We start from the raw sequence: 13403 nt of genomic DNA, 5'->3' as shown, positions 1-13403 counted from the left end.
TGTTGCGATGGTAACGGAACTGGTATCGGTCCCGCCGCAATCACATCGAATGTCCATAAGATGAAACTGCATGATCTCACTCTCCCGTGGCGTGCTCTTTCAATCTGACATGGTGTAACTACACATAAAATGGAGAAATAGCATGGGTCGGGAGATCCAACGTCGGGCGAAGGTCGTCCTGCTTAGTGTTTTGGTCATCTGGGGATTGGCCGTCATCGTCGCCGCCGAGACAGGAGTCTATCAGGGCGTTTACCCGGTGATCCTTGCCGGCGTTATTGCGCTGGGCGTTGTGGTGCCTGTGATTGTCTATGCAACATCGAGTGCTTTCCGTGGCTACATCGAAGCCATCGGTTTGCGGTCGCTCACAGGTTTTCATGTCTGGCGCATAGCGGCCGCGCTGGTGTTTTTCTGGTACGGGGCACAGAATCTCCTCCCCGAAGCCTTTGTTCGAAACGCTGGGTGGGGTGACCTCATCGCGGGGCTGATGGCCCTCGGGGTTATGTTACTGCCTAAGACCCGCAACCGGTACTTGGCCTTTCACATCTTTGGGTTCGCTGACTTTGTCGTGGCAGTTGGTACGGGGCTGACCTTCTTTCTTCTCGACGACCCCCGGATGTCCGGCATCGAGACGCTGCCGATGGCGCTGATCCCGTTCTATGGCGTCGGCATTTCGGGTGCGAGTCACATCATGGCGTTCGACCTTATGCGTCGTGGCCTTGGGAGTGAAGTGAAGTCCGCAGTAGTCCAAGCATAACAGATACAAGGAGCTTCATCGCGAGATACCCTGGGCCTAGCCCAAGTCGGGCGCCGTCCCCAAAAGGTGAGCCCCTGGGGCAATCCACCCAAAAGGAAGGCTTAATAAGATGACAGACTCGAGTAAGACTCAAGGATCGCAGGACACGAGCTTCCTTAGGCGGCTCTGGCAAGGCGTTCGGCGGTTTGACGAAGCGCTGAACTTTGATCCACACAGCGACCTTGAGCGGCGGGTTGCGGACCTTGAAAGGCAACTCGAGCCTTCGAAGATCCCGATCAGAACATCTTCGACGCGGCAATAGCAGGCCTGACAGCTTGATGCTGGAGCGATCACTGTGCGACGTCTCGTCAGGAGCGCGGTCCGCGCGATGTACGAACGCTAGCATGCGCTCATTGCTACACGACGCAGATTGGTGATAGCGAGCTTCTGGAGTTCGTGACATCACCAAGCGGCGAGGGCATGCCAAGCCGCCTGTTTACTGTGTTTGAGTGTACACAAGACGCCAATGAGCGCTCCAGATCTTGCAATTGTCTCCTGGACACCTTCAAAATCAGCGCAGGATGCTGAGGAGAATGCGTTCGGGACAGTCATTTCCTTTACATCGTTCAGCGAACTTGTACGGTATGTGCTGGCGGACAGGATTGCCTCGGTACGCATGTTGCGCGGTGCGCCTGCCAGCTGCCGAGATTCCTAGCGGACCTTCGCCGTCGCATAAGCTGACTTCCCGGTTGATATGCATGCGGCCATCTTGCGGGCCAGCCGGATACGTGATGCCGCTGTCTGTTTAGATAGCGTATCCCTGCGCGGGGACTTCTAATGAGAAAAGTGTATACGGATTGTTATTGTACGCAGGTGCGGAGAGTTTCCAACCTTTTCACGAAAATATACGACGAGGCGCTTCGCCCGCAGAAGCTTCGTATCACTCAGTTTTCGACGCTGAGGGAGTTAGCTCGCCTCGGCAGAGCTACGGTGAGGGAATTAGCCGACGAGCTCGCCTTGGATCAAACGACGGTGTCGCGGAACGTGAAGTTGCTCATCGAGGCGGGATGGATTGATGCAACTTCGTGTAGGGGCGACGCACGGGAAAAAGTCCTGAAATTAAACAAGCACGGTAGAAGTAAGCTTCAGAAAGCTATGCCCGCTTGGTCGAGAACCCAGGAAACGATTGAAAATCACATCAAGGGATACGTTAAGCCCCTTTGAGAGAATAGCTTCACTGCGGCATTCGGATCCCCATCAAAGATGATACCTAGCAGCTGGTGGAGCGATCTTACGTCCAGCGTCGAAAGATAATGCTGGCATTAACGCCCCAAATCCAAAGCCACTTTGGCCATCTGAAGCGACGCGCCTCCCCCACGAGGTCGACGCCTTGCGCCGCGGGTCGCGGTTGTCCAGGTTGATTGTCGGCGGTGCAATCTGGATCGCCTCAAGGCTGCCAGTCGCTCCAAGCAAATGCCCAGTTGCTGACTTGGTCGCGCTAACTGCAATTCGTCCGTCGCAGCCAAAGACTGCCTTGATCGCTTCCAGCTCTGTAATGTCGCCGACCGGCGTGGATGTCGAATGGGCGTTGAGATGCTGCACGTCACCGGACTGCAGCTATGCCTGACGCAACGCTGTCTCCATTACCAGCCTGGCGCCATTTCCATTTTCGGGCCCAGAGGTGATGTGATGGGCGTCCGCAGTCGTGCCATAGCCCACGATCTCGGCGAGAGGCGTTGCGCCGCGTTCGAGGGCGTGTTCGAGATCCTCAATGACAGAATACCTGCACCTTCACCCATTACGAAGCCGTCTCGGTCACGGTCGAATGGTCGGGACGCCCGGGTCGGCGTTTCGTTGAACCCCGTCGAAGGCGCACGCGCGGCCGCGAATCGTCCAAGACTGACGAGATCGATGCAGGCTCAGCTCCGCCACAGATCGAGACGTCAGCTTCCCCTGACCTGATCAAGCGCGCGGCATCACCAATGGCCCGCACGCTGGCAGCGCATGCCGTCACCGGCGCGCCGATCGGACCCTTGAAGCCATATTGAATGGTGATGTGGCCCGGCCGCGAGGTTTACAAGAAATGAGGAAATGGTGAAAGGTGAGAGACGGCGGACGCCACTCTTGTCGTGCGCACAGCTTCCGTGATCGCCGGAAATCCGCCGATGCCAAATGCAATAACCGTGGCCATTCGCTCGGAGGCGCGGATACTGGTTGGCGTCCAGCCGGCCTGCGCGACGGCCTCCGCCGCCGCAAACAAAGCGACGGAATGAACCGATCCATTTTTCGCTGGTCCTTGCGAGAGGCTACGAGATCCGGATCGAAACCTCCATCGGCATCCTCGGCTTTACTCGGTAATATTCCGGCGACGCGCGTGGGGAGCGCTTCCGCCCATGCGGGCAAATGTGAAACGTCCCGAGAGCAGGCGTGACCAGACCAATTCGGTGCCGCAGCCAAGCGGGGACACTACACCCAGACCTGTTACTACAATGCGACGCATATTCACGTACTCGTCTCTAGATTGGGTACTCGGCTAATTGCGCTGCACTGTCGCCGAAGTTGGCTTTGTATATATGATAGTTATCATCTGTGTGTTAGGTGTGGCGGAAGGGCGTCGAGCCGATACTGATCCCGGACGACTCCGGCCTGCTCGCGACCACTGGTTAACCGATGCCACGAGCAACCAAGCAAACGCGCTCAAGATCGCGGGGCCCGTTCAGCCTTGCAACCGGGGGAACCCTGACGGAGTAGGCGAGCGAGCGCGTCGCTCCAGCTTGGATGGCCTTGGGCTTCCCAGCTCTGCAGCCCTTTCTAGCAAAGTTGAATTAGCTTATGTAGGGGCTATTGGCCGGCAAGTGACTAGCATTACTGAAGGAAGAAGGCTCGAGATGGCAAAGACTAACCTTGGCCAAGCGTGTCCCATTGCTCGAACGCTTGACATTGTCGGTTCTCGGTGGACGTTGCTGCTGGTGCGCGACCTCCTCACCGGCGCCATGCGCTTTCAGGACTTCCAGGAGCGTCTTCCTGGGATTGCCCCTAATGTGCTTTCAAGCCGCCTCAAGACGCTCGAGGCCCATGGCTTGGTGCGTCGGCGGTTCTATTCTGATCACCCTCCGCGAGCTGCCTATGAGCTGACGGATCAAGGACGTGAACTGGGCGTGGCTGTATTGGCGCTCGCACGTTGGGGCGTTCGCCATCTCGGGCCTGGACTCAACAAGGGCTTGCAGCATGAGGAGTGCTTCAGGCTGCTCGGCCAGGCGACAGAAGCACTCAAACGTCGCCCGGTTGGGAGAGCGAAATCGGCGTAATCGCTTTTTGTGCGCACCTACCTCGACCGCAGCGGGGGAGACCGCATCTGCGGTCTTCGATGGCACGAACGGCGACCACAACCGGGGTGTGCGTCGTCTTCCGCCACCAGCGAAGTCATTCGGCGGCGATCGTCAGTTGCCCGGCGGGCTCGGCGCGCCCTGACGTCCTTTTGCGTGTGAATCGGTGAAGATAGAGGTAGACGACAGGGGTCGTATAGAGCGTCAGGAATTGCGACAGGAGCAACCCGCCGACGATAGCGTAGCCGAGCGGTTGACGGATTTCTGAACCGGTACCATGACCTAGCGCCAGGGGGATCGCGCCAAGTAGGGCGGCAAATGTCGTCATCATAATGGGACGAAAGCGCTTCACTGCAGCCTGATAGATTGCGGCTTCAGGAGAGATCGCTTCCGTCTTTTCGGCCTGAATGGCGAAGTCAATCATCATGATCGCGTTCTTCTTGACGATGCCGATCAGCAGAATAATTCCGATCAAGGCAATGACGCTGAGCTCATAGTTGAATGCCATCAGAATCAGAAGCGCACCGACGCCAGCAGACGGAATGGTCGACAGGATTGTAATCGGGTGAATCAAGCTCTCATAGAGGGCTCCGAGGATGATGTACACCGCGATTAAGGCGGCCAGGATCAGCAGCGGTTGGGTACGGAGCGAATCTTGAAAGGCCTGGGCGTTGCCTTGGAAGGTGCTGATTAACGTTGCCGGTACACCGAGGTCGCGCTTCACCTTCTCGATCGCCTCAACAGCCTCTCCCAAAGCGACGCCAGCGGCAAGATTGAAGGAGAGGGTGATCGCCGGAAACTGCCCTTGGTGACTGACTGAAAGCGAGCGCACTGTGCGCCGCTGTTCAACAAGAGCACTTAAAGGTACCTGTTTCCCCGTCGTCGATGGCACGTAAATCAGGTCGAGTGCATTGGGATCGAGTTGGAAACGAGGGTCCACCTCGAGGACCACCCAGTAGCTGTTCTGCTGGGTAAAAAATTGAGCAATTTTGCGCTGCCCAAACGCGTCGTAAAGCGTATCGTCTATTGTCTGCGTTGCGACACCGAGCCGAGACGCGGTGTCGCGGTTGATCTCCAGTCGAAGCGTAGGCCCAGCGATTTGCTGATCGGTCGCGACGTCACGTAGCAATGGGATTTGTTGAAGGGCCCGCAATAGTACGGGAGCCCAATGATCGAGTTCGTCAAGGTCGCTGTCCTGCAGGGTGAACTGGTACTGCGTCCGGCTCGCGCGGCCGCCGACATTGATGTCTTGAGAAGCCTGCATGAACAGTACGATTCCCTTCACCTGAGCCAGCTTCGGCCGCAAGCGGTCGATGATCTGGTTAGCACTGGCGTCGCGGACATCGCGCGGCTTGAGATTAATGAACATGCGGCCATTATTTATCGTCTGGTTTACGCCTCCGACACCGACAGCCGAGATGACGCCATCTACCCCCGGGTCTTGAAGGACAATACGGACCAGCGCCGCTTGACGTTCGTTCATGGCGGCATATGAGGCATCTTGCGAGGATTCCGATACGGCAACGATGAGGCCGGTGTCTTGCTGCGGAAAGAATCCCTTCGGAATCACCACGTAAAGGTAGCAAGTGAGTATTATGGTGACGATCGTCGAGCCCAGGGTGATTGCTCGGTGACGGAGGACCCAGCGCAAGCCCGCCTCATACGTCGCCAGCGCCGCGTCAAAGACCTTTTCACTTAGCCGATAGAGACGACCATGCTTCTCGAGCCTTTCATTGCGCAGCAATTGCGCGCACATCATTGGTGTCAGCGTCAATGAGACAACTGTAGACACTAGGATCGCAACACTGACGGTGACAGCGAATTCGCGAAACAGGCGACCGATGATGCCGCCCATAAGCAAGATCGGGAGAAAGACCGCGATCAGCGACAGACTGATTGAGATGATTGTGAAGCCTATCTCACGTGAACCCTTGAGAGCTGCTTCGAGTGGCGAGTGTCCTTGCTCGAGATAGCGAGCGACGTTTTCGACCATTACGATGGCGTCGTCGACGACGAAACCCGTTGCGATCGTGAGCGCCATAAGTGAGAGATTATCTAGGCTGTATCCGATCAGGTACATCACAGCGAACGTGCCGATCAGTGATAGCGGCACGGTGATCCCAGGAATAACCGTGGCCCATATATTTCGAAGAAACAGAAATATGACCATTACGACCAGCGCGATGGTCAGTATCAGCGTAAATTGAACGTCCTCAACCGATGCGCGGATTGTCTGAGTACGATCGGTCACGATGCTCACGTCGATTGCCGCCGGGATCGACGCCTTGAGGCGTGGAATAGCCGCCTTGATATGCTCGACAGTGTCGATGACGTTTGCGCCGGGCTGCCGCTGCACGATGAGGATGATTGCCCGCTTGTCATTGTAGGTGCCGGATCCGCGGATATCCTCGGCGCCGTCGACCACGGTAGCGACGTCTCCGACCCGCACCGAGGAGCCGTTGCGCCATGCGACAATTACCGGACGATAGCTGGCCGCGCTCAGTAGCTGGTCGTTGTTTTCCAGGGTATAGCCTTGGCGGTCACCGTTAAGCGTTCCCTTCGGGGCATTGAGGGTCGCGGAGGCGATGGCGGATCTGATGTCCTCTAGGCTGAGTCCGCGGCCAGCGAGTTCGATAGGGTTTGCTTCGACGCGCACTGCTGGCTTCTGCGCACCGGCGATCAACACGGTTCCCACGCCATCGACCAGCGACAGCTGCTGCGCAAAGATGTTGTCGGAGTAGTCGTTGACGGTTGTGAGCGGAAGGCTGTCGGACGTTAGAGCCAGCACCATGACCGGCGGATCCGAGGGATTGGTTTTACGATAGGTCGGGGGGCTTGGCAGATTCTTCGGAAGTTGGCCCGCCGCAGCATTGATTGCCGCCTGAACGTCCTGGCCCGCCGCGTCAATGTTGCGCGAAAGCTCGAACTGGATCGAGATCAAAGAAATGCCGATTCCACTGATCGAGGTGAGCTGAGCGACGCCTGACATTTGCGCCAGCTGCCGCTCGAGGGGGCTGGCTACCGATGAAGCCATCGTCTCAGGGCTTGTGCCCGGCAACTGCGCTGTGACCTGGATGGTCGGAAAATCCACTTGAGGTAACGGCGCGACGGGCAGCAGTAGGTAGGCGACCAACCCGACCAGTGCAAGGCCGGTCATCATAAGCGCAGTCGCGATCGGTCGTTTGATGAACGGCGCTGAGATATTCATCATTCCCGCCCCTGCGCCGTTGACGCCGTTCGCTGACCCGCCGTCGGTCCCCCTGGAATCACGTGGCTGCCAGGCCGAAGCCTATATTGGCCGTCCGTCACGACTGTCTCGCCGGGCTTGATGCCCTCGGCAATGAGCGCCTGTCCGTTGCGGCTCGCCGCAACGCGAATCGGTCGCAGGTCGACGGTCGAGTCTTGTTTGACGACGAAAACATAGTTTCCGTTTGGTCCCGATTGCACCGCGGAATCCGGAACGACTGCGCCGTGCCCGGAGCCAATCGTCAGCCGCGAGCTCACGAACTGTCCTGGCCAAAGCGCGCCATTCTGATTCTCGAAGGTTGCTTTCAGCCGCATCGTGCCGGTTGCCTGATCGATTTGATTGTCAATCAGCGTGAGCTGTCCGTCCGAAAGCTTGGTGCGGTCATCCTGGGCATAAGCCGAAACGGTCAATGTCTGCCTGCGGCTCGCCTCGAGCACCTCGGGCAGATATTGTTGCGGTAACGTAAAGATGACGCTGATGGGCGATATCTGGGTAATGACGACTAGGCCGGTTGCATCGTTCGCATGAACAATATTTCCCTGATCGATCAAACGTATGCCGGTACGTCCCCTGAGCGGAGAAACGATCGTCGTATAACCCAACTGTACCTGGGCGTTATCGATCACGGCCCGGTCGCGGGCGATCGCAGCCTCATATTGTGCGACCAGCGCCTTCTGGGTATCGACACTTTGTCGTGTCGCAAACTCCTTGACGACAAGCGAACTGTACCGATCCAAATCAAGTCTAGCGTTGGCGAGCAGAGCTTCGTCACGCGCCTTGTCGGCCTCCGCCTGCTTAAGTTGCGCCTGATAAGGGCGAGGATCAATCTCGGCAAGAACATCGCCGACCTGCACGTCCTGGCCTTCCTGGAACGCAATCTTTTGGAGTTCGCCGTCGACCCGAACTCTTACAGTCACTGTATTGAATGCTTGGACGGTGCCGAGACCGGTGCGAGAGAGCGGAAAGTCATCATCGTGAACCGGGCCAATCGTCACCGGCACTGGCCGTGAAGCTTGCGTGTTGGCTCCGCCACCTACTTTGCCGTCCCATGCAATGATACCTGTGCGCCAAGCATATCCTGCCGCCGCGAGCATCGCGACGAGACCCACACTCCAAGGCTTCCATGATCCCATCTCTTTGGCCCGTCAGCTAGAAGGTTTCGTCATTTCATTACAAAAAAGCTAGTCACTAGTAAAAAACAACTCACTATCAACCAATGATCGGAATTTGCAAGTTAAACTCGTGTGACCTTCGTGGCTGACAAGGTCTTTCGAGATCACCGCGGGAGGAGGCCGATCCTCACTTCCGAATACAACGTTCTCAATCGCGTGAAAGTTAACTCGCCGACGCATGCCGCGCCGGATACTGCAACCAAGATGCAGCATCCATTGGCGTCAGGCGCGAGCAGGCCTTGAGGCTCTGTCGTTCAGCTCGAGCGCCATCCAGACTGCGGTCTTGACCGCGGCCGACGGCGTATTCTCCTCGCAAATGGTAGCTGAGCGATCTGCAGACCGCTTAGCCGTGTCAGCGTCTTTGTGACGCTGATGCAGTCGTGCGCCGAGCAGCAGCGCGTGGCTTATCAGGACCACTGTCTCTTATTCGCCGCGTCGCGCGCCATTTGGTGAGCTCGTCCGCACCAGGACCGATTTCGACCATCACGTTTTTGGGATTGACCTGATCGCCCGTCTTGGCATCGACAAGCGCGACTCTGACCCGGTGCCCGGTATTGCCATCGACGATGCGAAGTGGTGGGCCGTCGAGCTCTGCCAGATTCCACTTATCGCCAACCTGGATCATTGCCAGCAAAACAAGGCCAATGTCCCTGCCTTGCGCTGTCAGGAAATACTCGTACCGATCGGGACGCGACTGATAAAGCCGTCGTTCGATTAAACCGTTCTGTTCCAATACCTTGAGGCGATCGGATAGCGTTGCGTGGGTCGCTTCCGTTGAACGGTGCAGTTCGTCATAGCGGGTGAGCCCGAGAAAAAGATCGCGCATGATCAGTGCGCCCCACCGGTCACCCATTGCACCCATAACGCTCGCCATCGAGCATGTCATTCCTTCAAAGCTCTTTGATCGCATTTTGCCGAGATCCATCACTGTACCGGGCTTAACCGTCATCTGGCTAAACCCGCGGGCTTGATAACTCTTATAATAGTAGTTAGGTGCGCGGAGGCAATCCTCAGCGGGGGGTAGATCGTGAGTGAAGCAGGGAGCGTGGCCTTTGTCACGGGGGCAGACGGATCCCGCGGGTTTTGCACATCTGCCGTCCCGTTACGGGCGTGTCGTCAAGCGGAACGCAGATCAGCAGTTTTGCCTTCGATGAGGTCCACGAACCCGCGGCCGGCGGCGCCCGATACGGCGGCGTCGATCAAAAAAGCGCGAGAAGACATCTCAGTCATCACCAACCAACAAGGAATTAGCATGAAGTCTCAATACGTTCGCACTACAACGGGCGTTCTACTCGGGCTTCTTCTGGCCGGAGCGGTGGCTCCAGGCGCATTGGCCCAATCACAGCCGTCGCCGGCGCCGGCAGCTGCTACAAGGCAGAGTGCACCGTGGGACCAAGGGAACAACACGGCTGCAGTCCAGGCTGATGCTTGGTTTGACAATTACAAATTTCGCAGTGGAGAGAAGCTGGATCGCTTGAAGATTCACTATGCGACCCTCGGCAAACCGCACCGTAACGACAAGGGCGAGGTCGATAATGCCGTCCTCGTTCTTCATTGGACGGGGGCGGATAGCCGCGCGCTCGTGAGCCCAACTTTTGCGAAGGCCTTGTTCGATCCGGGTCGTCCGCTCGACTCGAGTCGCTACTATCTCATCTTCCCGGACAGCGTAGGCCACGGGCAGTCGAGTCAGCCGAGCGACGGGCTGAAGGCCAAGTTCCCCAACTATAACTATGGCGATATCGTTGACCTGCAGCACAAGGTGGTGACTGAGACGCTGGGCCTCGAGCATCTGCATGCCATTGTTGGTTTGTCCATGGGAGGGATGAATGCGTGGCAATGGGCTGAATCGTATCCGGACATGATGGACGGTGTCATGCCGATCGTTTCGTTGCCGACCAAGGTGTCTGGTCGCAACTTGCTGTGGCGGCGCATGGTGATCGACTCAATTCGATCCGATCCAGAATGGAAAAACGGGGAGTATACGCAAACGCCGCGCAGCTGGATTTTGGGCTACAATGTGCTGAGGCTGATGATTGACAGCGCATCAAGTCTCCAGCAGTCGATTCCCGACGGCGCTGGCGCAGACAAATTCCTTGCAGCCAATCTTGTTGCGGCCGAGCATGTCGACGCCAATAACATACTTTACTCTCTCAAGTCGTCATTCAGCTACGATCCTGAACCTGAGCTCTCCAAGATCAAGACGAAGCTCTTTGCGCTCAATTTTTCGGATGACGAATTCAATCCCGACATTCTGCAAGTGCTCCAAAAGACAGTGCCTCAGCTCGAACACGGCCGGTACGTGGTTCAGCCCGGAACGGCGAGGTCGCCTGGCCATTACACAATGACCCATCCCGATCTTTGGTATCAGCATGTTACCGAGTTCATGCAGTGGCTCGGAGATAAGCCTGAACAGGCAAACAAGTGAGTGTCGAGCAATCGGTTCCTGTCCTCCGTTCTTGATCTCGGAGGTGGAAGGGGCGGCGAAAGGCCGCCCCTTCGATATAAGAGAACAGTGTTGCCACTTCGTTAGAGCGCAGCTGTTGTCGGTATCACAACGCGCTTGCCCGTGACTCTCTGTGCCGCTCGCGGCGTGCAGTCCGGATCTCGACGGCTGCCCGGCCATTGATGAGCCCATGCAAAGTAAGAACGGACCTCGCAAGTAACTTGCGACATAACGATGCACCGACGCTGGGTGGCATAAAACGACACGCAGTTTGGCAGAATAGAACCTTGTCCACCCCAGACTTTTATTTGAGGCTCTAAACTCGGGAAACGAAAGTCCAAGGGTCTAGTTTCGAGGCTAAGGGCGGCTCTGCCTTGTGGCAGAGAGTGCCTGGAGCAAGCTCGTAACACAGACAGGCCGCTCAAAGGGGGGACCGCATGGCGCCAAGCCGCACGCGTGAGATGCTCGACAATCCGGAATTCAAGGAACTGGTAGCTGCGCGTGCGAAGCTACGCTGGGGTCTATCTGGCGTGACACTGGTCATGTTCTTCGGCTTCATCGGGTTGATCTCGACCGCCAAGGGCGCGCTTGCAGCCACCATCGCCGGCAGGTCTATCCCGCTCGGTCTTCTCCTTGCCCTCGTCGTCATCGTGCTCGTCGTGTTGCTGACCGGCTTCTATGTGGTGCGGTCAAATGCCCGCTTCGACGAAATCTCTCGCAGACTCAATCGGAGCTGGGCGCAATGAGGCTACTCCTATCCGCTTTGCTGACGGCATCCCCGGTTTCTGCCATGGCGCAAGCCGGCCTAGCGGGCGCAGCCGGCGGAACAGACTGGATTGCAATCGGTATGTTCGTGGCGATTGTGGTTGCCACGCTGCTCATTACTTACCGTTCTGCCGGTCGCGCGAAATCAAAAGCGGAGTTCTATACTGCGGGACACGCTATCACGCCGATACAGAATGGGCTCGCGATCGCCGGCGATTTTCTGTCGGCAGCCGCATTCCTTGGCATCGCGGCCTTGGTTTATTCTAACGGATTCGACGGGCTCCTATACGGGATTGGCTTTCTGACCGGCTGGCCAATCGTCCTGTTCCTCATGTCGGAGCGGATGCGCAACCTGGGCAGCTATACGTTCGCCGATGCTGCCAGCTTCCGTCTCGAGCGGACCCCGGTCCGAATGATCGCGGCAATCGGAAGTCTCGTGGTGGTGCTATTCTATCTGATTGCTCAATTGATTGGAGCGGGCAAGGTCGTCGAGCTTCTATTCGGCGTCAAATACCTGTTCGCGGTGACGGGGGTCGGCGTTCTCATGATCCTTTATGTTACTGTTGGCGGCATGCAGGCGACCACCTGGGTGCAGATCACCAAGGCCGCGTTGCTGCTGAGCGGCGGAACGTTGCTTGCGTTCGCCGTACTATGGCATTTCGATTTTCAGTTTGACGAGTTATTCGCAGCCGCTAGCAAGATTCATCCTAAGGGCGCCGCGATCCTCGCGCCTGGCGGTCTTTTTGCCGAACCGGTATCAGCGATTTCGCTTGGGCTTGCGTTGGTGTTCGGAACGGCTGGGCTTCCGCACATCCTGATGCGCTTTTTCACGGTTAAGGACGCCGCCGCAGCGCGCAAGTCGGTATTTTACGCCACGACTTGCGTTGCTTATTTTTGCCTTGTGATTCCCATTCTTGGCTTCGGCGCCGTGCCGATCCTAATGTCGGACCCTAGCTATTTCCGGGTCAATGCCGCGGGCCATTTTGACAAAATCGCAGACGTAATCGGCGGTTCGAATATGGTCTCGATCCATCTTGCTCATGCGATTGGCGGTCCCGTCTTGCTGGGCTTCATCTCCGCAGTCGCTTTTGCGACGATATTGGCCGTTGTTGCCGGCCTGACGCTTGCTGGCGCCTCTGCCGTCAGCCATGACATCTATGGCCAGGTGATTGCGCGCGGACGAGCGTCAGAATTGCGCGAGGTGCGGATTTCGAAAATTGCCGCGCTCGTCATTGGCGTTGTCGCGGTGTTACTGGCATACGCGTTCGAGAACCAGAATGTCGCATTTATGGCGGGCCTCGCTTTGTCGGTGGCGGCCAGTTGCAACTTTCCCATCCTTGTGACGGCAATCTTCTGGCGCGGGACCACGACGCGTGGCGCAGTCGCAGGAGGTCTCGCTGGCCTTCTCGCTTCGGTGCTCCTGGTTGTGCTCAGCAAGACCGTTTGGGTCGCGATGTTCAACTTCAAGACGCCGCTGTTTGGCTACGACAATCCAGCACTGTTCTCCATGCCGCTCGCGTTCCTCTTCATCTGGATGTTCTCGGTAACGGATCGTAGCGAGCGAGGAGTTCGAGAGCGCAAGGCGTTCAATCGGCAATTTGTGCAATCGGAAATCGGGATGCCGCCGGAAGTCGAAGGAGTTTCGGTCATCCCATCATCCTGACAACAAACAAGCAGACATTGTCAGCATCAATCCTAGAGAAAAAAGAGAGCAAAG

9 protein-coding genes and 1 pseudogene are annotated in these 13403 nt (G+C 57.2%); 6 read left to right on the top strand and 4 right to left on the bottom strand.

What is annotated here, in order from left to right; genetic code table 11:
• Positions 1–142: 142 nt before the first annotated feature.
• Both J6525_RS19300 and J6525_RS47485 read left to right on the top strand, forming a co-directional pair.
• Positions 143–754 carry a DUF8737 domain-containing protein gene (locus tag J6525_RS19300; protein ID WP_225645841.1) on the top strand — a complete coding sequence of 204 codons (612 nt, stop codon included), beginning with the start codon at positions 143–145 and terminating at the stop codon, positions 752–754.
• 816 nt (positions 755–1570) lie between these two features.
• Complete coding sequence (locus J6525_RS47485; RefSeq protein WP_225645840.1) at positions 1571–1957, top strand: MarR family winged helix-turn-helix transcriptional regulator; 387 nt, start codon at positions 1571–1573, stop codon at positions 1955–1957.
• A gap of 67 nt (positions 1958–2024) precedes the next feature.
• Here J6525_RS47485 and J6525_RS19290 read toward each other — a convergent pair.
• Positions 2025–3233: pseudogene (locus J6525_RS19290) on the bottom strand (beta-ketoacyl-ACP synthase).
• A gap of 388 nt (positions 3234–3621) precedes the next feature.
• On the opposite strand from J6525_RS19290, the gene J6525_RS19285 reads away from it, so the two are divergent.
• Positions 3622–4041 (top strand): winged helix-turn-helix transcriptional regulator, encoded by a 420-nt coding sequence (locus tag J6525_RS19285; protein WP_225645839.1) that lies wholly within the window; start codon positions 3622–3624, stop codon positions 4039–4041.
• A gap of 115 nt (positions 4042–4156) precedes the next feature.
• Here the strand turns inward: J6525_RS19285 and J6525_RS19280 are convergent, their stop codons facing one another.
• The 3 genes from J6525_RS19280 to J6525_RS19270 all read right to left on the bottom strand — a co-directional run bounded on the left by J6525_RS19280 (position 4157) and on the right by J6525_RS19270 (position 9427).
• Positions 4157–7267 (bottom strand): multidrug efflux RND transporter permease subunit, encoded by a 3111-nt coding sequence (locus tag J6525_RS19280; RefSeq protein ID WP_225645838.1) that lies wholly within the window; start codon positions 7265–7267, stop codon positions 4157–4159.
• On the bottom strand, positions 7267–8415 hold the full coding sequence (locus J6525_RS19275) for an efflux RND transporter periplasmic adaptor subunit (RefSeq protein ID WP_225645837.1): 1149 nt from the start codon (positions 8413–8415) through the stop codon (positions 7267–7269). The genes J6525_RS19280 and J6525_RS19275 overlap by 1 nt, the downstream gene beginning before the upstream one ends.
• A gap of 415 nt (positions 8416–8830) precedes the next feature.
• Positions 8831–9427, bottom strand: a complete 597-nt coding sequence (locus J6525_RS19270) for a winged helix-turn-helix transcriptional regulator (RefSeq protein ID WP_225645836.1) — start codon at positions 9425–9427, stop codon at positions 8831–8833.
• A gap of 201 nt (positions 9428–9628) precedes the next feature.
• Here J6525_RS19270 and J6525_RS19265 point away from each other — a divergent pair, with 201 nt between their 5' ends.
• From J6525_RS19265 to actP, 3 genes are all read left to right on the top strand, one after another.
• Complete coding sequence (locus J6525_RS19265) at positions 9629–10903, top strand: alpha/beta fold hydrolase (RefSeq protein WP_225645835.1); 1275 nt, start codon at positions 9629–9631, stop codon at positions 10901–10903.
• Between the two features lie 455 nt (positions 10904–11358).
• Positions 11359–11667, top strand: a complete 309-nt coding sequence (locus J6525_RS19260; protein ID WP_225645834.1) for a DUF485 domain-containing protein — start codon at positions 11359–11361, stop codon at positions 11665–11667.
• On the top strand, positions 11664–13349 hold the full coding sequence (actP, locus tag J6525_RS19255) for a cation/acetate symporter ActP (protein ID WP_225645833.1): 1686 nt from the start codon (positions 11664–11666) through the stop codon (positions 13347–13349). Before J6525_RS19260 ends, actP begins: the two co-directional genes overlap by 4 nt.
• Positions 13350–13403: the final 54 nt, after the last annotated feature.

The organism is Bradyrhizobium australafricanum (genome assembly GCF_020329495.1).
GTDB lineage: Bacteria > Pseudomonadota > Alphaproteobacteria > Rhizobiales > Xanthobacteraceae > Bradyrhizobium > Bradyrhizobium australafricanum.
Note: the sequence above shows the minus strand (reverse complement) of the source record. Positions and strands in the feature narration are given on the sequence as shown.

What these genes read in the sequence shown, in the direction of transcription:
- J6525_RS19300 (WP_225645841.1), top strand. Translation starts at nt 143, where the DNA reads ATGGGTCGGGAGATCCAACGTCGGGCGAAGGTCGTCCTGCTTAGTGTT.
- J6525_RS47485 (WP_225645840.1), top strand. Translation starts at nt 1,571, where the DNA reads ATGAGAAAAGTGTATACGGATTGTTATTGTACGCAGGTGCGGAGAGTT.
- J6525_RS19285 (WP_225645839.1), top strand. Translation starts at nt 3,622, where the DNA reads ATGGCAAAGACTAACCTTGGCCAAGCGTGTCCCATTGCTCGAACGCTT.
- J6525_RS19280 (WP_225645838.1), bottom strand. Translation starts at nt 7,267, where the DNA reads ATGAATATCTCAGCGCCGTTCATCAAACGACCGATCGCGACTGCGCTT.
- J6525_RS19270 (WP_225645836.1), bottom strand. Translation starts at nt 9,427, where the DNA reads ATGACGGTTAAGCCCGGTACAGTGATGGATCTCGGCAAAATGCGATCA.
- J6525_RS19265 (WP_225645835.1), top strand. Translation starts at nt 9,629, where the DNA reads ATGAGGTCCACGAACCCGCGGCCGGCGGCGCCCGATACGGCGGCGTCG.
- J6525_RS19260 (WP_225645834.1), top strand. Translation starts at nt 11,359, where the DNA reads ATGGCGCCAAGCCGCACGCGTGAGATGCTCGACAATCCGGAATTCAAG.
- actP (WP_225645833.1), top strand. Translation starts at nt 11,664, where the DNA reads ATGAGGCTACTCCTATCCGCTTTGCTGACGGCATCCCCGGTTTCTGCC.